The organism is Flavobacterium salmonis, assembly GCF_903819435.1.
GTDB classification, from domain to species: Bacteria; Bacteroidota; Bacteroidia; order Flavobacteriales; family Flavobacteriaceae; genus Flavobacterium; species Flavobacterium chungangense.
On the sequence record NZ_CAIJDP010000079.1, the window covers coordinates 67,835 to 92,884 of the forward strand.

General features: G+C 35.3%; 18 protein-coding genes and 1 tRNA gene. 14 read left to right on the forward strand and 5 right to left on the reverse strand.

Annotation, left to right across the window (positions count from 1 at the left end; all coding sequences use genetic code 11):
* Nucleotides 1-30 precede the first annotated feature (30 nt).
* Complete coding sequence (locus FLACHUCJ7_RS16835; RefSeq protein ID WP_219634123.1) at nucleotides 31-1,083, reverse strand: DUF1852 domain-containing protein; 1,053 nt, start codon at nucleotides 1,081-1,083, stop codon at nucleotides 31-33.
* Nucleotides 1,084-2,010: 927 nt separating this feature from the next.
* Nucleotides 2,011-2,520: a response regulator gene (locus tag FLACHUCJ7_RS16840; protein WP_180909719.1), complete on the reverse strand. Its 510-nt coding sequence runs from the start codon at nucleotides 2,518-2,520 to the stop codon at nucleotides 2,011-2,013.
* A gap of 470 nt (nucleotides 2,521-2,990) precedes the next feature.
* Between FLACHUCJ7_RS16840 and FLACHUCJ7_RS16845 the strand changes: the two genes are divergently transcribed.
* Complete coding sequence (locus tag FLACHUCJ7_RS16845; RefSeq protein ID WP_078228034.1) at nucleotides 2,991-3,182, forward strand: cold-shock protein; 192 nt, start codon at nucleotides 2,991-2,993, stop codon at nucleotides 3,180-3,182.
* Between the two features lie 218 nt (nucleotides 3,183-3,400).
* Here FLACHUCJ7_RS16845 and FLACHUCJ7_RS16850 read toward each other — a convergent pair whose 3' ends face one another.
* From FLACHUCJ7_RS16850 to FLACHUCJ7_RS16860, 3 genes are all read right to left on the reverse strand, one after another.
* Nucleotides 3,401-4,099 carry a DUF1826 domain-containing protein gene (locus FLACHUCJ7_RS16850; RefSeq protein WP_078228035.1) on the reverse strand — a complete coding sequence of 233 codons (699 nt, stop codon included), beginning with the start codon at nucleotides 4,097-4,099 and terminating at the stop codon, nucleotides 3,401-3,403.
* Between the two features lie 143 nt (nucleotides 4,100-4,242).
* Nucleotides 4,243-4,316, reverse strand: a tRNA-Arg gene (locus FLACHUCJ7_RS16855).
* Between the two features lie 256 nt (nucleotides 4,317-4,572).
* Nucleotides 4,573-4,980 carry a VOC family protein gene (locus FLACHUCJ7_RS16860; protein WP_078228036.1) on the reverse strand — a complete coding sequence of 136 codons (408 nt, stop codon included), beginning with the start codon at nucleotides 4,978-4,980 and terminating at the stop codon, nucleotides 4,573-4,575.
* 787 nt (nucleotides 4,981-5,767) lie between these two features.
* Here FLACHUCJ7_RS16860 and FLACHUCJ7_RS16865 point away from each other — a divergent pair.
* From FLACHUCJ7_RS16865 to FLACHUCJ7_RS16925, 13 genes are all read left to right on the forward strand, one after another.
* Nucleotides 5,768-9,433, forward strand: a complete 3,666-nt coding sequence (locus FLACHUCJ7_RS16865; RefSeq protein WP_180909720.1) for a hybrid sensor histidine kinase/response regulator transcription factor — start codon at nucleotides 5,768-5,770, stop codon at nucleotides 9,431-9,433.
* Nucleotides 9,434-9,670: 237 nt separating this feature from the next.
* Entirely contained in the window at nucleotides 9,671-12,661 is a 2,991-nt protein-coding gene (locus FLACHUCJ7_RS16870) for a glycoside hydrolase family 2 protein (protein ID WP_180909721.1), read from the forward strand.
* 419 nt (nucleotides 12,662-13,080) lie between these two features.
* Nucleotides 13,081-15,318, forward strand: a complete 2,238-nt coding sequence (locus tag FLACHUCJ7_RS16875; RefSeq protein ID WP_180909722.1) for a tetratricopeptide repeat-containing sensor histidine kinase — start codon at nucleotides 13,081-13,083, stop codon at nucleotides 15,316-15,318.
* 472 nt (nucleotides 15,319-15,790) lie between these two features.
* Nucleotides 15,791-16,609: an alpha/beta fold hydrolase gene (locus tag FLACHUCJ7_RS16880; protein WP_180909723.1), complete on the forward strand. Its 819-nt coding sequence runs from the start codon at nucleotides 15,791-15,793 to the stop codon at nucleotides 16,607-16,609.
* A gap of 73 nt (nucleotides 16,610-16,682) precedes the next feature.
* Nucleotides 16,683-17,000, forward strand: coding sequence for a phosphoribosylpyrophosphate synthetase (locus FLACHUCJ7_RS16885; RefSeq protein WP_180909724.1), 318 nt, complete (start codon nucleotides 16,683-16,685; stop codon nucleotides 16,998-17,000).
* 36 nt (nucleotides 17,001-17,036) lie between these two features.
* Nucleotides 17,037-17,669 (forward strand): hydrolase, encoded by a 633-nt coding sequence (locus FLACHUCJ7_RS16890; protein ID WP_180909725.1) that lies wholly within the window; start codon nucleotides 17,037-17,039, stop codon nucleotides 17,667-17,669.
* Between the two features lie 102 nt (nucleotides 17,670-17,771).
* Nucleotides 17,772-19,100, forward strand: a complete 1,329-nt coding sequence (locus tag FLACHUCJ7_RS16895; protein WP_230408852.1) for an alginate export family protein — start codon at nucleotides 17,772-17,774, stop codon at nucleotides 19,098-19,100.
* A gap of 193 nt (nucleotides 19,101-19,293) precedes the next feature.
* Nucleotides 19,294-20,028, forward strand: coding sequence for a M17 family peptidase N-terminal domain-containing protein (locus FLACHUCJ7_RS16900; protein WP_180909727.1), 735 nt, complete (start codon nucleotides 19,294-19,296; stop codon nucleotides 20,026-20,028).
* A gap of 4 nt (nucleotides 20,029-20,032) precedes the next feature.
* Nucleotides 20,033-21,919 carry an amidohydrolase gene (locus FLACHUCJ7_RS16905; protein ID WP_180909728.1) on the forward strand — a complete coding sequence of 629 codons (1,887 nt, stop codon included), beginning with the start codon at nucleotides 20,033-20,035 and terminating at the stop codon, nucleotides 21,917-21,919.
* An 11-nt stretch (nucleotides 21,920-21,930) separates the two neighbouring features.
* Entirely contained in the window at nucleotides 21,931-22,359 is a 429-nt protein-coding gene (locus FLACHUCJ7_RS16910; protein ID WP_180909729.1) for a DoxX family protein, read from the forward strand.
* A gap of 2 nt (nucleotides 22,360-22,361) precedes the next feature.
* Complete coding sequence (locus tag FLACHUCJ7_RS16915; RefSeq protein WP_180909730.1) at nucleotides 22,362-22,835, forward strand: Dps family protein; 474 nt, start codon at nucleotides 22,362-22,364, stop codon at nucleotides 22,833-22,835.
* A 5-nt stretch (nucleotides 22,836-22,840) separates the two neighbouring features.
* Nucleotides 22,841-23,506: a YoaK family protein gene (locus FLACHUCJ7_RS16920; RefSeq protein ID WP_078228047.1), complete on the forward strand. Its 666-nt coding sequence runs from the start codon at nucleotides 22,841-22,843 to the stop codon at nucleotides 23,504-23,506.
* 159 nt (nucleotides 23,507-23,665) lie between these two features.
* The gene (locus FLACHUCJ7_RS16925) at nucleotides 23,666-25,024 is read left to right on the forward strand and encodes a sigma-54-dependent transcriptional regulator (RefSeq protein WP_180909731.1); all 1,359 of its coding nucleotides are present in this window, start codon (nucleotides 23,666-23,668) and stop codon (nucleotides 25,022-25,024) included.
* The last annotated feature ends 26 nt before the right edge of the window (nucleotides 25,025-25,050 follow it).

The following is a 25,050-nucleotide window of genomic DNA, read 5'->3' on the forward strand; positions in this document are numbered from 1 at the left end:
AAAATAATTTTAATGTGTTGTTGTAATTAATTAAAGAGCGAAATTGGCAGACCACTGTTCTAACACACTTTTGTGAGGCTTAATGAAATGCTCTTCAGCATATTTGCCCTGTTCAATAGCCAGTCGGCTGCGCTCTTCGCGGTCATAAACCACGCGAGTCAGTGAATAATCTTCTTGTTTAAGACTAGGTTGATAGATTTTCCCAGCCACTGAATTTGCATTGTAAATTTCAGGGCGATAAATCTTCTGGAAAGTCTCCATTGTGCTGATTGAGCTGATTAGTCCAAGATCAGTATAATCAGCAAGTAGATCTCCGGAATGATAAAAAGCCATCGGAGCCACACTGTTCGGAGGCATGAAAAAACGAACCTTTAATCCCATTTTAGAGAAATATTCATCAGTGAGAGAATACTGATCCTGCAAATATTCATAACCCAGAACCGGATGCTGATACTCAGTGCGAGTATAAGTTTTGTTGCTCGATACACTTAGACAAATGATCGGTGACATCTTAAAGTAATCTTTATAAGTGGTTGAACTCACAAAGCACTTATAAAGTTTTCCGTGCAAATCACCAAAATTTTCAGGAACACAAAAACTAGATTTATTTTTATTGTACTCGATCAATAAAACACTGAAATCATAATCACGCACATAAGAAGAAAAATTATTTCCGGCAATACCTTCAATATGCTGATTAGTCTTACGGTCAAAAATATTCGTTTTTAAAACTTCAATCATTGGCAGATTGTTAATACCATTCTTATCATCAATACTCATCGTTACTGTGATGATTTCAAGTTCTACATGGTAACGGTCACCTTTCGGATTATCCAAATGAGCCAATGCATTAAATCGATTGTTAATCATATTTAAGGCATTACGCAAGTTTTGTTGGCGATTATCTCCTCTGGCCAGATTTGCAAAATTGGTTGTCAGACGCGTTTGACTTGCTGGGTGATAGTTTTCATCTAAACAAGTGCTCTTTAGCGTGAATGTAAAATAATTTTTGATTGCATTCTGTGTGTTTTCAATATCTTGCTTTTCGTTTAATATTGTATCTTCTTGTATGTTCGCTTTCATTTGATGAGGATATTTAGTTTTTTTACCTTGCAAATTTCAAAATAAAAGATGGATAATTTTAATTTAGAGTTTAAATCAGATGATTATTCCTTTTTAGTGTATTTTTAAAGATTATTTGTCTTTTTAATAATGTAATAATAAAAAAAACAGATAATTTTTCTTTAAAGAACTTAAATATGATTTATTTGGAGTTGCATAAAGTAGTGGATTTGATACCTTTTTTGCGACTTAAAGTGTAGGTTTAAAAAAATAAAAATGCAGGAAATATGAGGTTTTCAAGCTTAAGGTTAGAATCCTGCTCTCCCCACAAAAAGGGTAAAAAAAGTAAAAAGTCATTTTTTTCAATCTTTTCAAAAACCCGAAAAAAAAAACGTGGTAAAACTTGTAAAATCCTAGGATTCGCAGTTTTTTTGTTTTAAAACACTTTTCAATTTTTTCAAAACTTCTCAAAGTTAAAGGTGCGAAATCGGGCATACTCCTGCATTTTTCCAATTGTGCACCAGAAAACGCAAAAAAACACCTGTAAAATAAAAGGTTAACGAGATTAATAACTTGTTTCTTTACGCTAAAATTCTATATTTATTAATCTAAAAAATTGAATTATGTTATAGCAGATTTGGGTTATTTTTCTTTTTGAAAATGCCCCGTGCTGAAAGTAAAAATTAGAAACGTTTATCTTAGAATTATCGTAGATGGTATTCGAAAGGAAACATCCACCAAACGTTTATGTGACATTGTACGATGAGATTCAAAAACAGAAAGAACTATTGGAAATAAAGAAGATGCCAGATCTTTAAACTTTTTTCTGGATTAACTGATTCTAAGAGTTGATGAATACAAGACGGAATATGTACAACAGAAAGCTATTAACTGCTCAAAAAGTTATAGATTACGTATTGGGAAAGAGGGGTTTGATTCAAGCTTATTTTACTCCTTCTTAGAAATATTCTTCTCCGAAATAAAAAAAATATCTTTAAACGGATTCATTAAAGCTTTTGTCCAGTGGAGAGTGAATACTTTTTTGAGAATGAGAATAAAACCGGTGAAAGAATTTGGTTTCTGTATGTAAAGGTTTGCTCCATCATTAAAAGTATCTTCAATATCTTTAGGGTGATTGGAAGTGGAGAGCATAACAGCAGGAATTTCCTTTAGTTCCTGATCACTCTTTATTTCTGCCAGTGCTTCCTTACCTCCTTTAACAGGCATATTTATATCTATGAAAACAATATCAGGTTTTGGTTCTGACCCATCTTTTAATTTGTTAACCAGTTCCTGACCGTTGTCTACTGTAATAACTTCAGAAGGGACTTTTGTGGCATCAAGTGCTTCCTTAAATAACTCTTGGTCATCTTTATCATCATCAGCCAATAAAACTATTATGGGTTCGATATCTTTTAAGTCGCTTGAAGTTCCGACTGGGTCTTCAGAATTTATCATGTTGATTGGGATTTACAATTTCAAAATTACTATAAAAATGCTTACTAAATGTTCAATATTCATTTTTAAACATTTTTATTTACTGTCTGCTATATAATCTCTTTTACTGATCAAATACAATATTCATCGTACAGATAAAAGCACAATAGAGAGTGTACTATATTCCAATTGTTGTCTAAAATGTTCAATGTTCAATTATCTAATTTGGAAAACTGCTTTTATTTGTGCAGACACTTTCTATTTAAAATATTTTACATTTGTTATTCACTTCAGTTTAAAGGAATGGTAAAAATTGAGTAAAAAACAAATTTTAAGTGGAGACCTTTTCTTCCGGAAAAAAAAGTTTTGCTGATATTGTGTTCATCTTAGCAAATTGAGATTTTGAAAAGTTAATAAAATCATAATTAAAATTTTATTACTCTATTTCCAATAATTAAAAGGATACATTTGAACAAATTAAATATTTTAAGATGCAAGAAGGTACAGTAAAATTTTTCAATGAAGAAAAAGGTTTTGGATTTATAACACCTAATGATGGTGGTAACGAAATCTTTGTTCATGTTTCAGGTCTATCAGAAAACGTTCGTCAAAACGATTCAGTACGATATGACATACAAGAAGGCCAAAAAGGTCCAAATGCAGTAAACGTAATCGTAGCATAATATATATCATAGGAAAAGTTTGGAAAGCACCTGTTAGACAGGTGCTTTTTTTATTTCAAACTTATAAAAATTACAAATCTATTTTACTTATAAATAATAGTTTAGAAAAAAAATTAAAGAAATAAAACAAAAGTTTTTCAATCTTTTCAAAGTCCTTAAAGTTTTGCTAAACCACTCAAGTTTTTCGATTTACAGGTTTTTTATGCTATTGGCTTGTGTTAACAAATCAACAGCAATCGATATTCCCCTTCATTTTCTAATGGCGCTCTATGAATACAAGGTAGTACTTTTTGTTTAGGATGATCCACTGCCAGACGCCATAAATGCATTAACCCTAAATTAATAGGTTTTACATCAGCATGTATCTGATAATGTAAATCAAAGTAATTCTCCTTCAGAAAGTTTTCGAATTCTTCTGATGGACCATTATGCAGCTCTTTTAGCTTTGCCCGGATTTCTGGAATTAGAATTTTTTGCTCAGCCTGTGAATTAGATACTATATCACTCGCTGCTCCATGATAGGTACATAAAAAAGTATCTGTTGCAATAGGCGAGCGATCAACATGAAACGAATACACATCAGTAGATATGAAATCAAATTCATCATCTCGCTCATAACACTTTATTAAATTAAGAGAAGGCGAAGCTCCAAAATCAGTTAATACTTGTAAATCATTTAAGATTATTTCCCTTGCTATATTTCCCTTTTCTGATAGTTGGAGTGCAATTAAATCATGAGCATAAACTTCTGTTACATTTTCTTTTACAGATAGTTGTGTTACGATTTCGTTAAAATCGCCGTCTAAATTTCTATACCAGCATAACGCATTTATTTCGCCCTTGAAATCGGTATGCACAAGCTCAGAAAAAGTAGATACCATACCAATTTGGTTGTTTGAAGAAAATGGATTGCTCATGAAATTTTTAATAAAAAATTAGTTATTTGATTCTGCAGTATCTGTCAGAATCAAATATAAGTTTTAAGTAATTTAAAAGTTTAACGGCTAATAATAATTTATAACAAAAAAAATCCCATTTCATTAGAAATGGGATTTTTTAGTGACCTCGACTGGATTCAAACCAGTAACCTTCTGAGCCGTAATCAGATGCGCTATTCAGTTGCGCCACGAGGCCATTTTTACAGTGTTATGCTTAACTATATTAGCTTTAGTTGAACGCTGTTTTCGGGTGCAAATATAGGAATAAATGTGAGATGTACAAACAAAAAACAACATAAAAACAAAAAAAAATGAAGATTAGAAATTATATGCTTGATATTCAGAACTTTTTGCAAAAGCTGTATTTATAAGCATCTTTATAAATTTATCAGATATTAAATAAAATAGTAAGAAGTGACAAATATTTACATAAAATTTTATGATGATACTTTCTATTTCGGGTCAAAATCAACTATCCATTCAATACCGAATTTGTCTCTAAACATTCCAAAATTTGAATTCCAAGGCACTTCAATTTTTCCCCCTTCTGAGAGTCCGTTAAATAATTTGTCAGCTTCTTCTAGACTTTCTGCACTAATGGCTATTTTTGACCTGTTTTCATTTTCATTTACTTGTCCCATACTTTCCGGAATGTCATTGCCTATTAAAAGGTTTTTGCCAATAGGCAAAGCAATGTGCATTATCTTATTTGCTTCATTCTCTGGAATTGGATATTCAGGGCTTGATATATCTTTGAATCGTATAACCTTTGCGAACTCTCCGCCAAATACCGATTTGTAAAAACTAAATGCTTCTTCGGCATTTCCGTTGAAGTTAATGTGTGGATTGATAAGCGCCATGATTTATATTTTGTAGGTTGTTTTTTTTCTCAGTTGCCATATAAAATGACATCTAATTTTCTTCAATTTCATCGAGTTGATTACTAAATTAAGTGCTATTTTTGGATTTGACAAATTCTTTAAAGCCAAACCAATTTTGCATAAGCCAATTGCCTCTCAATTGTATTAGCAGTTATATAGCGTTATTCTAAAAATGTCTTTCGAATTCTTTCGAATTAAGAATAAGTAAAACCCAGATGTTTTTTAGTAGCCTGAATCAGGTTTAAACATTACAACACCTTCAAATAAATAAACATTCGCAGATCTTTATATAAGAATCTTTGAAAAATAAATAGATTAAAATCTTGAATTAAAGGTTTTTATTTCCCGTTTGCTCTTTCCCTCGTTTAATGTTGCACACAATATTTTACTTCCGTCAGTACGCACATTTACAAGACCATAGACAATTCCATCAACCACTCTCAGCCTGGAGATTACTGATTCCTTACTTTTTTCTTTAAGTCCGCTATAAACCTATAAATATATTTTACAGCACGTATAAATACTCATTTTTAGATACTTATGATTTATTAATACAATTTTTAGGACTAGAAATCCTAAATCAGACTTTAGATGATATTAGTAAAAATAATATAACATATAAATCCAGAATCAGCTATAGGGATCGTATTTGAAATCAGATTTACTAAATGCAATCTGATAATCTATAGAATTTAAATTATAACATTATATTCGCCTTTTAAAGTAATTCTAGATACATGACTTAAATCATGTCTAACAAATGATTATGGATATAGTTAAAAATAAAAATACCTATTTGTGTTTTATTTTCATTTCTTTCTTGTGCATAACGAACTTAGATGCGCAAAATCTTTTTTTTGAAAAAATAACCTCAAAGGAATTAAATCCCGTAACACAAATACACGGAATCGCAAAAGACTCTGTGGGCTATATCTGGATAGGAAGCTGGAATGGATCTTACAGGTACGACGGTAAAACATTTGACTTTTATTATCACAATCCAAACGATAAAACATCACTCCCTAATAATCGGATACGAAATATTATTTCTGATAAAAAAACAGGGCTTTGGTTTTTAACCTTTGACAATAGATATGCAAAATTTAACTACAAACTAAATTCTTTTAAACTTGTCAATTCTGCTGATGTTCCCAAATCTGTAGTCAAAGACCTTGGAAGCAATTCCAATACACTAAACAAAAATAAGATTATAGACGGAAAAAGATATTTTTTATCCTCTCACCTCTTTACTTCGTATGAACTGAATTCGGGTAAAGAATATCAGTATACAGCCAACATCAACAATCCCGGACAGTTGCAGGATGACTATATAACCGATTTTTTTATTGATGATCAGAATATTATTTGGCTTGGAACCAGAAGCGGGGATATTTATAAAGCAAACCCCAACCGCAATCCTTTTGAACTGCATTACAGTTTTAGAAAGGGAAGCGACAATAAAAAGCTGGCAACAGTAAGAGCGGTAACAAAATCTAAAGATAAAATCTGGTTAGGCACAGACGAAAGTATTCTGATTTACAAAAACAACAAACTGGATTCTAGCGACCCTTTTTATAAATCCAACAGCAGTATTAAGAATGTACGCAGTTTATTGAGGGACAATAAAGGGCGAATCTGGATTGGAGGAATCACCGGACTCGAATGCTATGATCCGAAAACCAACCAGTGTAGATCTGTAATAAATAAAGTGTTGGCACCAAAGTTAGAAACCTGGTCGATATTTACTTTAGAATCTGCCGGCTCAGATTACTTGTGGGTGGGGCTTTATAAAGGAATAGCACGTGTGAATCTAACCGATGACAGCATCCAATTTTTTGATTTGTCGAAAGAAATTAACGAACACAGTGTTATGGATATTTTATCTTTCAGTAATCGTGAACTCTGGCTGGCAACTGAGGGTAATGGTATTGTTCGTGTAAAATTAGACAGTAAAGGCATGGTACATAATGCAGTTCGGTTAAATTCATTTCAGAAAAATTCCATGTACAATACTTCCGATAATATCATATTTGCATTGCACAAGGATAAACGTGGAAATATCTGGTCCGGTTCCAGCGAAGGTTTAAATAAAATAACTCCCTCTGCCAACCCAATGCGAATTGAAAAAATACAGCTTCTTTCGGAAAACCCAAATTCATACATATCTTCTATAACCGATGACAGTCAGGGTAATCTTTGGGTCGCCCATAAACAAGGAATCTCTATGATCGATATTGTTTCCAATAAAGTTTCAAATTACCAGAAAGAAGACCGATTTGGTTTATGGACATTTTCAGAGCGGGCTGTATATAAAGATATTTCAGAACAAAAAATATATTTTGGCGACAAAAATGGATATCTCTCTTTTAATCCGGATGAAATCAAAACGATAGTATCTGATAGTAAACTTGTTTTTAAATCCTTGTACTTAGCCAATGAAAAAATGAGTCCGATGAAATTCTTTAATGGGAAAAAAGTACTTTCAAAAGATCTTTCCCAAACTAAAGAAATCCAGCTCGATTCCGATAACCGGAGTTTCACTATTGAATTGGCTTCTTTAAATTACAGTATAACAAATAAAGAAGTCTTCGAATATATGCTCGAAGGTTATGATGAAAAATGGATTAAAACCAGTTCAAGCAAGACAATTTACAACATGATACCTCCAGGCAGCTATATTTTTAAAGCCAGAATAATTTCTCTGAATGATGCCAGATCTCCATTACAGACAATGGAAGTAAATATTAGTGGGCCATGGTATGATACACTATTGGCCAAAGTGCTGTTTTTACTACTAATAATTGGTTCTGCTTACTGGGTTTTTAAAGAAATTTTATACAGAGAACGTCTCAAAAACGAAATCAGGTTAGTACGATTAAATACTGAGAGACAGGAAGAATTAAACCGTGAAAAATTAAAGTTCTTCACCAATATATCGCACGATTTAAAAACACCGCTCACGCTGATTGCGGATCCTATAAAACAGTTAGAAAACAAAAAATTATCGGCTAATGAAAAAACACTGTATTTTTCGATAATAAACAGAAATCTAAATTACCTGACCAGACTTATACAGCAAATTTTAGATTTCAGGAAATCCGAAATTGGAAAATTAAAATTAAATACAAGCACTCAGGATTTTAATGTGTTTATCGAAGAATGTTACAATACCTTCAAATATATAGCAGATAAACGCAATATCGATTTTAAACTTGAAGTCGGAAAAACATCATTAAATTGTTATTTAGATTTCGAAAAAACAGATCAGATTCTGATTAATATAATTTCTAATGCACTAAAATATACCCCTGACGGAGGTGTCGTTTTACTTTCAGCTCATTTAAACAATACCGAAAATGTATTAAATATTACTGTACAGGACAATGGAATCGGTATTGAAGCAAAAGAACTAGAAAAAATATTCGAAGCCTTCAATAATTCAGGCCCTACTCCTTTTCACGGATATTCTTCCGGAATAGGCTTATCGTTAACCAGAAGTCTTGTAGAATTTTTGAATGGAACAATTACTATTGAAAGCATTGTGAAAAAAGGGACAACTGTTATTATTTCATTGCCTTTTATTGCCTTATCAGATACACCTGTTATTCAAAATAAAGAAATATTAATTGAAACATTAGAACATAAATCAGTTGATACTTTACCTGTTGTTGCGGATGAAACTACTAAACCCACAGTACTTGTTGTTGAGGACAATCCCGACGTTCAGGCTTATTTAAACAATGAATTATCAAATGAATATAATCTCATTCAGGAATACAACGGAAAAAAAGGGTTTGAAACAGCCCTACAGACAATACCTGATATTATCATTTCAGATGTTATGATGCCTGAAATGGAAGGAACTCAATTATGTAGCGAACTTAAAATGAACGAAAACACCTGTCACATTCCAATCATTTTATTAACAGCAAAAGGATCTGATGAAAATCAAATTGAGGGTTATGAATTAGGTGCCGAAGCATATGTGATGAAGCCTTTCAGCGTCGAAGTCTTAAAAGCTCAGATTAAAAGTGTTCTGGACAACAGGCTTATTCTGCAAAATAGATTAGCACATATCAACAGTATCAGTCAGCTACAGGTTGAGTCACCAAATCTCGACAAAGCTTTTCTGTCTAAAACGGTTGATCTGATTAGCTCCCATATCGAAGAAACAGATTTTGGTCCTGAAATACTGGCAAATGAACTAAAAATCAGCCAAAGGCAATTATACAGAAAAATAAAGGCTGTCAGCGGCTGTACAGTTCATGAGTTTATTACCAAAGTCAGAATGGATCATGCCGAAAAGCTTCTCCGAAATTCGGATCTCAGTATTTCGCAGATTGCTTATAAAGTTGGTTTTTCAGAAGCCTCTAATTTTTCAAGAACGTTTTCGAAACATTTTGGCTGCAGCCCTTCACAATACGGAAAATAATTAGTGAAGGTAATTTGCTCTATTTCATTTCAAATTTTACACCCAATCAACAACACATTATATATCAAATACATATACATAAAAACACTCTCTTATCATACTTTGACATGGCAGAATATGATAGGAATTGGCAATCTTTGATAGCAGAGAAATACAGTTCAAAACTAAATTTGCTAATGCTTCTCACAGGTTTTAGCAGAAGCTTTGAAAGATTACTAACTTAATTAAGAGACCAAAATGAATAGAAAGATTATTTATCCTTTTTTTACATTATTGTTGCTGCTTGCAAACTTTACATTTGCCCAAAAACAAAACCCCGACGGAATTAAATACAATTTCAACTATGACTGGAAGCTTTTTACAGGCTATGATGATCAGGCAAAAAATACAAGTTATAATGATAAAAACTGGTCAAAAGTAAATCTTCCTTACGCCTGGAATCAGGCAGAAGCATTTAAAGTAGATATTACAAGATTGTCTACAGGGATTGCGTGGTACCGCAAAACATTCCAGCTTCCGGCTAAATCAAAAAATCAAAAAGTTTTTATCGAATTTGAAGGTGTTAGACAGATGGGAGAAATTTATGTGAACGGAGAATTTGTTGGCAGACATGAAAATGGTGCCATGGCTTTTGGTTTCGATATTACGTCTTTCATGAGGCCTTTTCCTCAGGAAAATGTAATTGCGGTAAAAACGGATAACGACTGGAAATACAAGGAGAAAGCTACACAATCAGGGTTTCAGTGGAACGACAAAAACTTCAATGCTAATTATGGTGGAATTCCCAAAAATGTTTTTCTGCATATAAAATCAAAAGTATATCAAACCCTGCCTCTGTTTTCTGGTTTAGGTACAACAGGAACTTACGTATATGTATCTGATATTGATATTGCAAATAAGAAAGCGTTGATTAATGTTTCGTCACAAGTTAAGAATGAAGAAAAATTGGCTGTGAATGCACAACTAAAAATTAGTGTTACAGACATGGACGGAAAAGTCGTTGCTGTTTTTTCGGGAGAAAATGTTCCAATAGCTCCTAATGAAATAAAAGACCTGAAAGCTTCCAAAATCGTGAATGACCTGAATTTCTGGAGCTGGGGTTACGGCTATTTATACAATATCAAAAGTGAACTGGTTGTAGACAATAAAGCTGTTGATCAGACCCTAATTCGTACCGGATTTCGAAAAACCAAATTTGAAAAAGGCATGATCTGGCTCAACGATCGTGTAATCATGATGCACGGTTATGCACAGCGAACGAGTAACGAATGGCCGTCATTAGGAATGTCAGTTCCTGCCTGGATGAGCGATTACAGCAACAGCCAGATGATAGAAAGCAATGCTAATCTGGTACGCTGGATGCATATTACGCCATGGAAACAGGATGTAGAATCCTGTGACAGGGTTGGTCTGATTCAGGCAATGCCGGCAGGAGATTCAGAAAAAGATGTTACCGGCAGAAGATGGGAACAGCGTACCGAGTTAATGCGTGATGCGATTATTTATAACCGAAACAATCCTAGTATTTTGTTCTACGAATGTGGAAATGAAAACATCTCTGAAGAGCACATGGCAGAAATGAAGGCAATTAGAGATAAGTACGACCCTAATGGAGGACGTGCTATAGGAAGTAGGGAAATGCTCGACAGCAAAACTGCTGAATATGGCGGAGAAATGCTGTACATCAACAAAAGTGCAAGACTCCCTTTTTGGGCTACAGAATACAGTCGTGATGAAGGTCTTCGTAAATATTGGGATGAATATACCCCGCCTTTTCACAAAGAGGGAACTGGTGGAACAACCCATTCGAATGTTAACGGAACAAAAGTAGCTGATGCGAGTGCCTATAATCACAATCAGGATGCGCATGCCATAGAAAACGTAACACGCTGGTATGATTATTATCGTGAACGTCCCGGAACCGGGACAAGAGTAAGTTCAGGCGGTGTTAATATTATTTTTTCAGACAGTAATACTCATTTCAGAGGGGCTGAAAATTACAGAAGAAGTGGTGAAGTGGATCCAATGAGACTTCCAAAAGATGGTTTTTATGCACATAAAGTAATGTGGGATGGATGGGTAGATATCGAAAATCCTAGTGCTCATATTATGGGTCACTGGAATTACGACAGCCCTGTCACAAAAAAAGTTTCTGTAGTATCATCTGCTGATGCCGTAGAATTGTTTGTCAACAACAAAAGCTTAGGAAAAGGCATTCAGTCTGATCAGTTTTTATTCAGCTTTGAAAACGTAAAGTTTGAGCCCGGAACCATTCGCGCTGTTGGATATGACAGCACTGGCAAAAAAATATGTGAAACTGAAATTAAAAGCACAGGTAAGCCTGCTGCTATTAAACTAACTGCTATTCAAAGACCGGGAGGAACATTAGCTGATGGTAGTGATGTCGTAATTGTAGAAGTTGAAGTGGCAGATGACAAAGGAAATCGCTGTCCGACAGCTTTGAATATGATTAATTTTGATGTTCAGGGTCAAGGCACATTTATTGGAGGAATCGCTCAGGGACCGGATAATTACATCGGTTCGAAAAATCTTCCTGTTGAATGCGGGGTAAACCGAATTATGGTAAGAGCCGGAGAGAAACAAGGAGAGATTAAAATAAATGCTTCTTCTGAGAATCTTAAAACGGGAACCCTGGTGATTAAAACCATTGCTGTAGATAATGCAAAACTCACGACAGTTATGCCGGATCATCAATTACCGTCTTATGCTAAAAAAGGCCCGTCACCAGTCACACCTTCTTTTAAAAAGATAAGAACCCCAATTGCCATAATTGACGCTAAAACTGCTTCGAATCAGGCAGATGCTGCTAAAAGTTATGATGATAATGAATTAACAGAATGGTCAAACAGTAAAGACGGAAGTCCGGTAATTGAATTTGAATTAGAACGTGAAGCCCTAATCAGTCAGGCAGTAATAAAATTTGCAGGATGGAGAAGCAAAAAATACCCAATCCGAATTTATGTAGACAATAAGGAAGTATTCAATGGTACAACACCAACCAGTTTAGGATATGTAACTCTGGAATGCAAGCCAACAAAAGGTAAAAAAGTCAGAATTGAATTAGCTGGCGCCACTAAAGACAGCAACGAAATCAACCTGGTTGAAATTACAGGAAAAGTAGATCAGGCGGGATTAAAATCAGGAGATAAAAAGAACGGCGAATTGCCAATCGTGGAAGCAGAATTTTATGAGCCTCTTGACAAATAAAAAGTCAGGTTTAAAACTCCTAAAAAGATTGTATTTATAGACAAATAATCTATTACAAAAAATGAAGAAGGCTGCCCGCTAAAGACAGCTTTTTTTGTACTGTCTATACTCTATTCATAACACTTGATTTTGTAGCATTAAGGATGTTTTTTTAGCATATAATTAAAATGGTATTTGACAAATATTTAACTTGTTAGCGCTGGCAGTAGAAAAATCAGGATATAAAATATTTTGTAAGGATTATAGTTGTTGAGCTAAATATCTTTGACCATTTATACAGGCAAATTCTTTAATAATTTTTAGATGTTGGTTTCTATTTGTTTGCAAACGGTAATTTATTTACTTTTAAAAACTTAATTATTTGGTATGTGAACGGCATCCAATATCTATTCCTTTTCTAATAGTTACTTACATATAATATGATAAGAATTCGTATAGCAAAGCTTGTGTTTACATTCTTAATGCTCAGTTACAATTGCTATTCTGTAGAGATTCCTACATATTCAAATTCTGTTGTCAGCCAAAAGCATTCTGCCACTAAAGCAAAAATTACTAATTTTCTTGATCGTGGAGCCGCTTTCCTGTACAAACCGGAAAGCCATAAAATGGATATGGACAGTGCAAAGTCTAATTTTGATCGTGCTTATGTTTTAAGCAAAAGCATTAACGATGAAAACCTCAAACATAAATGCCTGGTTTACTATGGAGAACTTTTGTTTGAAGAAAACAAATACCCAAAAGCTATTGAAATGATTCAAAAAGTAATTGCTTATTATAAAAAAACGAAACAGTATAAACAAGAAGCCGACTTATGGGCTATACAGGGAAAAAGATTATTCTGGCAGTCACCACGTAGCTTTAAAACTCTTGAAGAAGCTGTAATTTGTTTTGATAAAGCATCCCTGATTTACAAAAATCTGGGCCTTTTAGAAAAATTTGCCTATTTCATAAAATACAAAGCAGATGCTCATTTAAATCAGGGAAGATTAGATCTGGCAGAAAAAGAATTATTACAGATTCTCGCTGTTTATAAAAAAATTGGTTTTAAAAAGCTGCATTTTACTTACGATCTTTTAGCAGATGTGAACAGGCTTAAAGGAAATTTGGGTAAAAGCCTTTATTATTCTCTTGCCTGTGTAAAAAGTATGGAAAAAACAGGAGATCTTGATTATGATGCAGATTTTTATCAACAGCTAGCAATTGCGTACAAAGATATCGGCAAACATAATTTAAGTATAGAATGGCTCAGAAAGGCAATTAAAACACTGAAATTCAAGAAAGAAATTGATTATTATAACTTATATGAATTTACAGATTTACTGGCCAAGGAACTCATTGAAGTAAAAAGAGAAAAAGCAGCACTAAAACAAGTACAAAAAATTATAAAAGAATATCCTCCTCAAAATGATAGTGGCAAAGCAATAATTTTTGGTTCACTGGCCTATTGTTATAACAAAAATAATCAGGTTAAGCTTGCCGAAGCCAATTTTAAAAAAATGATTGAGTTGTATGAAAAAAGTAATGCAATGTATATCATTGATTTATCCAAAGCTTATTTTGAGTTTGGAAAATTCTACGAAGAGCATAAAAACTATGATAATGCCAGGATCAATTTTCAAAAATCGCTGAATTTTTCAAAAGGAATTGTGGAGCTTTCCCAAATCAAAGACGCAAATTTATATTTGTTTAAAATTGATTCTGCCAAAGGAAATTATATTGCCGCAATAAAATATTTTCAGAGATATAAAAAACTGAATGATTCTATTTTTAATGAAAAAACGAACAGGCAAATTGGAGAACTGCAAATTTTATATGGACTTGAAAAGAAAGAAAAAGAATTATCTAATTTAAAATTGGATATGGATACTGAAAAAGGAAAAAGGATCCAGGCTCAAAGTACCATAAAATTTGGAATCTGCATTGTTGTTTTTCTTTTAGTGAGTATCCTTTTGTTTGGGATAAGTTATCAATCCAAGAAAAAAAACAACGATCTTTTAATCAGTCAAAAAAGAGAAATAGATCAAAAAAACGAGACACTCCTGAAATTGGTAAACGAAAAAGAATCTCTTATGCAGGAGATTCATCATCGTGTAAAGAATAATCTGCAGATTGTTATGAGCCTCCTGAATTCGCAGTCTTCAATCTTAAAAAGCAAAGAAGCTTTTGATGCCATTCAAAAAAGCCAGCACAGATTGTATGCGATTTCCCTTTTACATCAAAAATTATACAGAACAGATATTATTAGGGAAATAGAAATGGAAAATTATATCAATGATCTGTTGTATAATTTTAACGACACATTTGATATGCAGCATATTAATTTTGAAACAGATCTTCATCCATTACATCTGGACGAAGCACAAGCTGTTTCTGTTGGACTTATTTTGAACGAAGCAATTACAAATTCGATTAAATATGCCTTTCCAGATAATCAAAAAGGCGTTATTCTTATTGTGATGAAGCCTCTTGAAAATTTGAAAGTAAAACTTCAAATAAAGGATAACGGAATTGGTTTTCCTGAAAATTTTAATACTTCATCAACTTTAGGAATCAACTTAATCAGTGGTTTAGCTCAGCAGCTTGACGGCGAAGCCTCTTTTTTTAATGATCATGGTGCTGTAATCGATGTTGAATTTATACGGAAAAATATTTCTTAAGAAATAACCCGGTTCTTTTAAATAATTCTCCATAAAAAAGTTAACGCTTCACTATTTCTTAATTTAGGATCATGAATCCTTACAATTTCTGCAAAACTTAAAGCGGAATTTATTTTTAATTTATGGATTTAAAAAGCAACTTTTAATCCAAACAGATAGGTAATTTCCTAAATTATTATTACCCTCTTCATAATTTTACGATATATCGTAATAAAAAAATACACTTAAAATATCCAAACTCCTTATAGCCAAAGCCATCATCATATAGGTATGTTATTTGGCTAGTGTTCTGCGACGCCAAATAAATTCAGAATACAGCAAAACAGTACTGATTTTTTATTTATTAATCTGGATTAAGCGACAGCTTTTGGCCGCTGCCCTAAGTTTACATAAGCAATTTAACAAAACAAGTCCGGATACAGAATCGAACCGGATGTTTATCTCGGGAATTATTAATCTAAAACCATACAAAATGAGTACAATTACAGTAAAAGACGGAACGCAGATTTATTACAAAGATTGGGGAACGGGACAACCCATCGTTTTTCACCACGGATGGCCTTTATCAAGTGACGACTGGGATTCGCAAATGATGTTTTTTCTTCAGCAAGGATACAGGGTTATTGCGCACGATCGCCGTGGACACGGGCGTTCAGGACAAAGCGTTGAGAACAACAATATGCAAACTTATGCATCAGACATCGCTGAACTAACAGCTGCACTTGATCTAAAAGATGCCATTCACGTGGGGCATTCAACCGGAGGAGGCGAAGTAATACGCTACGCAGCAAAATATGGTAAAGGACGTATTGCAAAAGCCGTAATCATTAGTGCTATTACACCAATTATGATTAAAAACGAATCGAATCCGGAAGGTGTGCCGTTATCTGTTTTTGATGAAATCAGAAAAGGTACTGGATTTAACAGAGCACAGTATTTTTATGATTTCCCAATTGCATTTTACGGATGGAACCGTGAAGGAACAACAGTTCAGGAAGGCATCAAACAAAATTGGTGGCGCCAGGGAATGATGGGTTCTGTTTTATCACATTACGAAGGTATCAAAGCTTTCTCTGAATCAGATTTTACAGAAGATCTAAAAAGCTTAGATATTCCTGTTCTGGTTTTACACGGAGAAGATGATCAGATTGTTCCTTATGAGCAGGCTCCGAGAGCAGCCAAACTATTAAAAAACGGTAAATTAATTACCTACCCGGGATTCTCTCACGGTATGCCTACTACCGAAGCAGAAACGATCAATAATGATATTCTGGCTTTTATAAAAGCATAAGCAAACAATACTTTAATGAATCAGACTGCCTGTAAAGTTTGCTTTTGCAGGCTAGTTTAAAACCATATTAATTATGATTTCATTTCAACAGCCATCATTTGATACCGTTACAGAAGCTTTACAATGGCTCAACAATCAGGGTTTTACAGAAAACTTTAATCTCGATACAAATTGTATTCGCTGTAATAACAACAAACAATCCATGTCGCCGGAAGAATTCAAAATCGAATATATTTTTCGTTTTGAGGGCGATACAAATCCGGGAGACGAAGATATAGTGTATGGCATTATCTCAGAAGTTTATGCCCTGAAAGGGGTTTTAACCAGCGCTTTCGGAATCTATGCCGATAGTGTTTCCGCCGAAATGATCCGGAAACTCTCAACACATTAAGCATTTATAAAACATAACATTTTAAAATAAATAATCATGAAACCATCTACAAACTTATTGTCACCGGATAATCACGCTTTAGTATTAATTGATTTTGAAGGGCAAATGGCATTTGCTACCAGTAATATTGCATTAAGCGAATTGCGCAACAATGTGGCAATCATCTGCGGAGCGTCAAAAATCTTTAATGTGCCTACTGTGGTAACTACTGTTGCCGAAGAAAGTTTTTCTGGTCCGGTTTTTCCTGAAGTCGAAGAATATTACCCAATTGCCACTTCAGGATATATTGACCGTACAACAATGAATACCTGGGAAGACGAAGCAGCTTATAAGGCAATTACAGGCAAAAACAAGAAAAAAATTGTCCTAGCAGGATTATGGACAGGCGTTTGCATCGTTGGGCCAGCTTTATCTGCAATCGAAGAAGGCTATGAAGTTTATGTAATTACAGATGCTTGTGGTGACGTAAGCGAAGAAGCTCATGAACGTGCAGTGCAAAGAATGATACAAGTTGGGGCAAAACCTATAACTTCTATCCAGTACTTATTAGAGCTTCAGAGAGACTGGGCACGCGAAGAAACATATGTTCCGGTAACTAATTTAATGAAAAAACACGGTGGTTCTTACGGTTTAGGTATTCACTACGCGCACAACATGCTGAAACACTAATTGATTTCTTTATTTCAACCTGAAACAATCTTACCCTTCACAATGTTGAAATCAACACCATTCATATCAAAAAACGTCAGGCTGCTTTTTCTTTTTCTCTTAATGGGAAGTTTAGTTTCAGCACAAAGTTTTAAGCTTTTGCGTTACGAGGAAAATTACGGGTCGTTAAGAGATTCAACCCGAAATTTTTATGAGAATTTAAAATTCGTTCCCTTAAACAGCGAGAACAATTTTTACCTGTCATTTGGTGGCGAAGCCAGATATGAATATGTTGATTTTAATAATGAAGACTGGGGCCGGCTCAACATTGGCCGGAACAATTTTTTGCTCCAGCGTTATGATCTTCATGCTGATCTGCATTTAGGTAAAACTTTCAGGGTATTTGTACAGCTAAGGAGTGCTTTGCAGGACGGAAGAATCAACGGGTCAAGAGGTATTGATGAAGATCAGTTAAATGTACAGAATCTTTTTTTGGATGTAAATTTATATCAGAAAGAAGACAAAAAAATAACCGTTCGTGCCGGAAGGCAGGAACTCGATTACGGTTCCGGAAGACTGATTTCAGTAAGAGAAGGCCCGAATTCGAGATTGTATTTTACAGGAGCAAAAATAATGTACTCCTCTGCCCGATTTTCAGTTGATGGTTTTGCTATGATGGAAGACGAAATCAATACAGGTCTTTTTGATAATAAAATATCAAAAAAACGGAATCTCTGGGGAGCTTATTCCAAAATAATATTCCCAAAAGCAGGAAACCTGGATTTGTATTACCTCGGAATCAGAAGAGATACAGCTGTTTTTGAAGAAGGAATTGCTTCAGAACAAAGACATACTGTTGGCACAAGGTTTTGGAAATACGGTGGTGGTTTTATTTATAATGTGGAAGCAGCTTATCAGTTTGGAAGTTTTGGTTCCGGCGATATAAATGCCTGGACAGGATCTATAGATATTGGATATTCTTTTGAAGATATCAGATCCAAACCCACTATAAACCTCCGGAACGATTACATCTCAGGGGATAAAAACCAAGGCAACGGAAGCCTGCAGACTTTTAATCCGCTCTTTCCAAAAGGAGGTTATTTCGGATTTAGCCCACAGGTGGGGCCGGTAAATCTTATCGATATTCATCCTTATGCCACAATGGATTTACTGCCAACGCTGAAGATGCAGGTTGATGTAGTTTTTAACTGGAGATTTTCAACTCAAGACGGGATTTACAGACCAAGCGGATCACTAAATCTACCCGGAAGCGCATCAGACGAACGGTATATCGGGACAGCATATTTAGCCAATTTTACCTATAGCATAAACAAATATATATCAGTCGTAAGCGGGATACAGTATTTTAAAACCGGTGCTTTTATCAACGACATTATTTCAAATTCTCAAGATGGTGTTTTCTTTAATGCCCGACTTGGATTTAAATTTTAATAACCTAAAAATATATTCTTAGTGAATTAGAACACTGATAAAACGGATTTGCTATCGCAAAAACGCGGATTTACGCAGATTCATTTAAAGAATCTATTTAGAAATCCGTTTTTATCCATGCTTTTGCGATAGCAAATCTGCGTCATCCGCGTCAAAATCTACATCAGTTATATTATCAACTAAATTTCTAAATATGAAAAAATCAGTCATTTTTAACAAATACACAATTAGAACAACGATTCTAATTCTTCTAATATGTGCAGGCTTAACTAACACTGCTTTTGCACAAAATGCCGCACTCGGGTCATCTACAACCTGGGGTAAAGTAGATGGAGTTGCAGTAAACGGATTGGTTCAGGGACCATCTACAGCCGAAGCAGAACTGCAGGTTGCCTGTGTTTTTGAATACACAGAAGGCGATATTTTTAATCCTCCTGCCCTGCCTGCAAACTTAAACGGAATGGTACATTTAGATGATGCCCTGAAAGGCATTATTACCGAATTACGCAAAAGCGGTAAATTTGCAGGACACTCGCTTGAAACTTTATTGATTATACCTCCAAAAGGTACTTTGGCAGCCAAAAAGTTATTGCTCATTGGTCTTGGCGAACGCACTAAATTCACACCGGATTTAATGATCAGTGTAGGAAGCGTTGCCATGCGTGAGGCTTTGCGTCTGGGTGTGAGCAATTATTCTTTTGCGTCTGATATAAAAGATGCAGGAATCGATTCGCCAACAGCGTTAGTCGCAGCCAATGTAGTTTTGGGTTCTTTTGAAGCTTACAGAACGCAAATATATTTAAAAGATAAAAAATTATCAGATCACAAACCTTTAAGCAAAATCATTCTGCTTGCCGGACCGGCTTTTTATACCGTTGCCGGTGAAGGTATTAAAGAAGCAATTGCAAAACTTAACGCTAAATCATAACATTATGAAAGCAGATTTAATTTTATTCAACGGAAAAATTCATAGCTTCAATACTGAGACTCCAAACATTACGGCTGTTGCCATCAAAAACGGAAAATTTATAGCAGTTGGACATGACAGTCATGTAATGGGATTTGCTTCTGAAGAAACTAAAATAATAGACCTACAAAACAAGAGAGTTGTTCCCGGAATCAACGATTCGCACATTCACCTGATTCGTGGGGGCTTAAATTATAATTTAGAATTGCGTTGGGATGGTGTTCCTTCTCTTGCCGATGCGCTAAGAATGCTAAAAGAACAGGTTGACCGTACGCCAAATCCGCAATGGGTTCGTGTCGTTGGCGGCTGGTCTGAATTTCAATTTGCCGAACGCAGAATGCCGACTCTGGAAGAAATTAATACAATTGCGCCAGACACTCCTGTTTTTATTCTGCATCTGTATGACAGAGCCATTATGAACAGGGCAGCTTTAAGAGCGGTTGGTTACAACAAAAATACGCCTGCTCCTCCTGGAGGGCATATTGAACGTGATTCAAACGGTGAACCAACCGGATTGATTATTGCTACCCCAAATGCTATGATTTTATATTCGACACTGGCTAAAGGTCCTACACTTTCGTATGAACATCAGATCAATTCGACGAGACATTTTATGAAAGAACTAAACCGTTTCGGAATCACAAGTGTGATTGATGCAGGAGGCGGATTTCAGAATTTTCCGGATGATTATAGAGTTGTTAATGAACTGAACGAAAAGAAACAATTAACAGTTAGGATTGCCTACAACCTGTTTACCCAAAAACCAAAACACGAATTTGAAGATTTCTCAGATTGGATTGATACTGTAAAACTGTATCAGGGCGACGATATGTACCGCCATAACGGTGCGGGAGAAATGCTGGTTTTTTCTGCCGCCGATTTTGAAGATTTCCTGCAGCCAAGACCCGATTTGCCTGAAAACATGGAAGCCGAACTGGAAAAAGTAGTCCGTCTTTTGGTTGAAAACCGCTGGCCGTTCAGGCTTCATGCCACTTATAACGAAAGCATTACCAGATTTCTGAATGTTTTCGAAAAAATAAATCAGGAAATTCCGTTCAACGGACTGCCCTGGATTTTTGACCACGCCGAAACTATTGACGAAAGAAATATCGAACGTGTAAAAGCACTTGGCGGTGGTATCGCCATTCAAAGCAGAATGGCGTATCAGGGTGAATATTTTACAGACCGTTACGGAGCAAAAGCAGCAGAAAACACACCGCCAATCAAAAAAATGATTGAAATGGAAGTTCCCGTTGGTGCAGGTTCAGATGCTACACGCGTGAGCAGCTATAATCCATGGGTTTCTATGTATTGGATGACGGTTGGAAAAACAATCGGAGGTCTGCAATTGTACAACGAAACCAGATTAAACAGACAGACCGCTTTAGAATTGTATACCAGAGGTAGTGCCTGGTTTTCTCAGGAACAAGCCAAAAAAGGTGATATCAAAATCGGAATGTTTGCAGATCTGGTGGTTTTAGACCGCGATTATTTTAACATTGACGATGAAGAAATCAAAAAGATAGAAGCGGATTTGACTATTGTCGACGGAAAAATTGTGTATGCCAATGGAGATTTTTCTTCGTTTTCCCCGCCTCATATTCCGATTTTGCCTGACTGGTCTCCAACGAATATTTACAACGGATATCCGTCAAAAAGCAGTTTCAGGAATACTATAGAGAAAAACGCAAAAGCAGATGCAAAGCCTGGTCTGACTTCACACATACACAGTTGCAGCGGCAGCTGTGATGTTCATGCACACAGCCACGATATTGCGAGAATGAGCAATGTTCCTGTAAGTAACTATAACGCATTCTGGGGCGCATTGGGCTGTTCCTGTTTTGCCTTCTAAATTTTAAAACAATGACTGAAATTTTAAAACAAATCCTATATTCAGATTTAGGATCAGCACTCAGCAATGCGGCACTTTTAGCATTTAGAGTTTTACTTGCAGTTGAATTATTCAGAGTCCACGGAATGAAGAAGTTTCGAACTGAAAATGGACAAAAAGAACAGGTTCCGAATCCGCTTCATCTTCCTGAAAAACTAAACGGATTAGTGGCTGCATTTTCAGATACCGTAGTCCCGATTTTTATTATTCTCGGCCTCGGAACCCGACTTGCAGTACTTCCAACCATCGGTGTTACAGCCGTGGGATATTTTGTGGTTCACAGAAAAGATTCGCCAGAAGTACGCGACGTTCCATATATGTACACGTTATCCCTATTACTGATTCTTGCGCTGGGAGCAGGAAAATATTCACTTGATTATTATTTATTAAACCTACTTTAAAAATGAAAGCAAACATCGGAATTAAACAAGAAAACATCTCTAAAGTTGCAGAAGTTCTAACAAAAGTCTTAGCAGACGAATTCGTATTATATACTAAAACAAAAAGAGCTCACTGGAACGTTGAAGGGCCTGATTTTTATAACAAACATCTTTTTTTCGAACAACAATATGATGCTATTGACGAAATTGTTGATACGGTAGCAGAAAGAATCAGAGCATTGGGGCATTACACGCCTGCCACTCTTAAAGATTTTCTTGCCCTGACACACCTTACAGAAGAATTACAAGAGAAAAATGACAGTAATGGTTTTATCAAAGAATTGCTTTTGGATCATGAAAGCATTATTATTTATCTGCGAGAAAATATAAATAATATTGCAAATGAATTTCAGGATGCCGGAACGAGTGATTTTATAACAGGTCTAGTAGAAACTCACGAAAAAATGGCCTGGATGCTTCGTGCCCATTTAAAATAAAAAGGATGGAAATTCAAAAAAATATTTGGTACGTAACCCTGCTCCTCACTATGATAGCAGGGTATTGCGATACCGTAACTTTCGTTGCAGCAGATTCGATATTTTCTGCACACGTTACAGGAAACTTTATCGTCTTTGCCTATCAGATTATCAAAGGTTCTGATGTACATGCCTGGATCAAATTATTGACTTTTCCCATCTTTATATTTGCCGTTATTGTTGGCGGAAGAATCGCCTTAAAAAGTATCAACCGCTACACGATTTTGTTTTGGGAAGGAATTATATTGGTCCTTTGCGGAATTGCTTCTTATGTTTTTGGATATTTTGAAATATTCTCAGAATGGGCAATGTACACTGTAGCAATGACAACTGTCTTTGCGATGGGATTACAAAATGCTTTCGGAAAATTGTTTGCCAAAGAAACTCATGGTCCAACAACCATGATGACGGGAAATGTAACACAGGCTTCGCTTGATTTGGGAAACCTGCTTAAAAACGGTACAAATGATGCCGATTCTTTATTAAGTTTTAAGAAACAGTTGGTTACTATTTTTGGTTTTCTTACGGGCTGTTTTTTAGGAGCTGTTGCCGGAAAATATTTTGGTTTAACCACTTTGCTGTTGCCGGGAGTTGCTATGATCATTTGTTACTGGTATCACAGGAATAAGTAAGCATGCTTGCTGTGTCTTTGCAGATTTCTAATATATAGAGTACCTTTAAAAAATGATTTATAAATCCCCTAAATACTGTCAGCCATCACATTTATTTTTTGTAAAAAGACAGTTTTTTTATTGCTGGTAATTGCGCGAACCAATATAACTTTTAGGTAAATGAAAGAAAAAATTCTAATAGTTGAAGACGAATTTATAGTAGCAAACGATTTAAAAATCATGCTGATTAAAACAGGTTACGAAATAATTGGTATTGCTTCTTCTGTGGTTCAGGCACGAAAATTAATTGAAGCCAAAAGACCAGACTGGGTGCTGCTTGATATCATGCTGAAAGGTGACCTTACCGGAATTGATCTTGCTTGGGAACTGCGCGAAATGCAGCTTCCATTTCTCTATATTTCCGCCAATACAAATCAGTCAACTCTTGAGGCCGTAAAAGAAACACATCCGTATGGTTTTATGGTGAAGCCTTTTCGTGAGAGAGATTTGGCAGTGATGCTCGATATTGCAAAATACCGTTACAATGAAGAAAAAGGTACTTTTACCGATACACCGCTCCAAGTTGCAGATGAAGAAATTGAAGGCATTATTGGTAGCAGTGAACTTCTAAAAGCAGTAATTGAAAAAATAAAAATTGTAGCTCCGGCAGAAACTTCGGTTTTGATCCTTGGCGAAAGCGGTACCGGAAAAGAAAGGGTTGCACATTCGATACATAATTTATCTGCCCATAAGCCCAATCCGATTGTGGTGGTCAATTGTGCTGCTTTACCACAGTCATTGGTAGAATCAGAACTTTTTGGCCATGAAAAAGGAGCTTTTACAGGGGCAAATTCATTACGGATCGGTAAATTTGAACAGGCACATAACGGCACTATTTTTCTCGATGAAATTGGTGAATTGCCATTGGATTCTCAGGTAAAGCTATTGCGTGTCCTGCAGGAAAAAGAAATTCAGCGTCTAGGAGGAAATTCAACCCTAAAAATTAATGTTCGGGTGGTAGCGGCAACAAACAGATGTTTAGAAAAAGAAGTTGCCGAAGGCCGTTTTCGTTTGGATTTATATTACCGGTTAAACGTCTTCCCGATTCAACTGCCAACGTTAAAAGACCGTAAAGAAGATATTGAGGTTCTCGCCAATCATTTCCTTAGAAAATATGCTGCAAGTGCCAGAAAAAATGTTTCAGCGATCAGTTCGCCAGCTTTAGCACAATTGATGCAGTACGACTGGCCGGGAAACATAAGAGAACTAGAACATTTGATAGAAAGAAATGTGCTGTTGGCTAAAACAAACGAAATCGAAAAGTTTGATCTTCCGTTGCATACCGTGAGTCCATTACAGAAAAACAGCAGTAAATTAAAAACGATGGAAGAAATGGAAAAAGAACATATAATGACTGCGCTGCAAAATTGCGGCGGTAAAGTTTCGGGTCCGGGAGGCGCTGCTGAACTGCTGAAACTACAGCCACAGACTTTGTATTCAAAAATGAAAAAATTAGGCATAAAACAGAGGTACAACTGATTTTGTTAAAAGAAAAAGTGTCAGGT

Bases quoted from the DNA above. Each gene is read 5' to 3' on its own strand.
- FLACHUCJ7_RS16915 (WP_180909730.1), top strand. From the start codon at position 22,362: ATGAAAGCAAACATCGGAATTAAACAAGAAAACATCTCTAAAGTTGCA.
- FLACHUCJ7_RS16910 (WP_180909729.1), top strand. From the start codon at position 21,931: ATGACTGAAATTTTAAAACAAATCCTATATTCAGATTTAGGATCAGCA.
- FLACHUCJ7_RS16835 (WP_219634123.1), bottom strand. From the start codon at position 1,083: ATGAAAGCGAACATACAAGAAGATACAATATTAAACGAAAAGCAAGAT.
- FLACHUCJ7_RS16860 (WP_078228036.1), bottom strand. From the start codon at position 4,980: ATGGCGCTTATCAATCCACACATTAACTTCAACGGAAATGCCGAAGAA.
- FLACHUCJ7_RS16875 (WP_180909722.1), top strand. From the start codon at position 13,081: ATGATAAGAATTCGTATAGCAAAGCTTGTGTTTACATTCTTAATGCTC.
- FLACHUCJ7_RS16900 (WP_180909727.1), top strand. From the start codon at position 19,294: ATGAAAAAATCAGTCATTTTTAACAAATACACAATTAGAACAACGATT.
- FLACHUCJ7_RS16880 (WP_180909723.1), top strand. From the start codon at position 15,791: ATGAGTACAATTACAGTAAAAGACGGAACGCAGATTTATTACAAAGAT.
- FLACHUCJ7_RS16850 (WP_078228035.1), bottom strand. From the start codon at position 4,099: ATGAGCAATCCATTTTCTTCAAACAACCAAATTGGTATGGTATCTACT.
- FLACHUCJ7_RS16885 (WP_180909724.1), top strand. From the start codon at position 16,683: ATGATTTCATTTCAACAGCCATCATTTGATACCGTTACAGAAGCTTTA.
- FLACHUCJ7_RS16840 (WP_180909719.1), bottom strand. From the start codon at position 2,520: ATGATAAATTCTGAAGACCCAGTCGGAACTTCAAGCGACTTAAAAGAT.
- FLACHUCJ7_RS16890 (WP_180909725.1), top strand. From the start codon at position 17,037: ATGAAACCATCTACAAACTTATTGTCACCGGATAATCACGCTTTAGTA.
- FLACHUCJ7_RS16845 (WP_078228034.1), top strand. From the start codon at position 2,991: ATGCAAGAAGGTACAGTAAAATTTTTCAATGAAGAAAAAGGTTTTGGA.
- FLACHUCJ7_RS16865 (WP_180909720.1), top strand. From the start codon at position 5,768: ATGGATATAGTTAAAAATAAAAATACCTATTTGTGTTTTATTTTCATT.
- FLACHUCJ7_RS16895 (WP_230408852.1), top strand. From the start codon at position 17,772: ATGGGAAGTTTAGTTTCAGCACAAAGTTTTAAGCTTTTGCGTTACGAG.
- FLACHUCJ7_RS16920 (WP_078228047.1), top strand. From the start codon at position 22,841: ATGGAAATTCAAAAAAATATTTGGTACGTAACCCTGCTCCTCACTATG.
- FLACHUCJ7_RS16905 (WP_180909728.1), top strand. From the start codon at position 20,033: ATGAAAGCAGATTTAATTTTATTCAACGGAAAAATTCATAGCTTCAAT.
- FLACHUCJ7_RS16870 (WP_180909721.1), top strand. From the start codon at position 9,671: ATGAATAGAAAGATTATTTATCCTTTTTTTACATTATTGTTGCTGCTT.
- FLACHUCJ7_RS16925 (WP_180909731.1), top strand. From the start codon at position 23,666: ATGAAAGAAAAAATTCTAATAGTTGAAGACGAATTTATAGTAGCAAAC.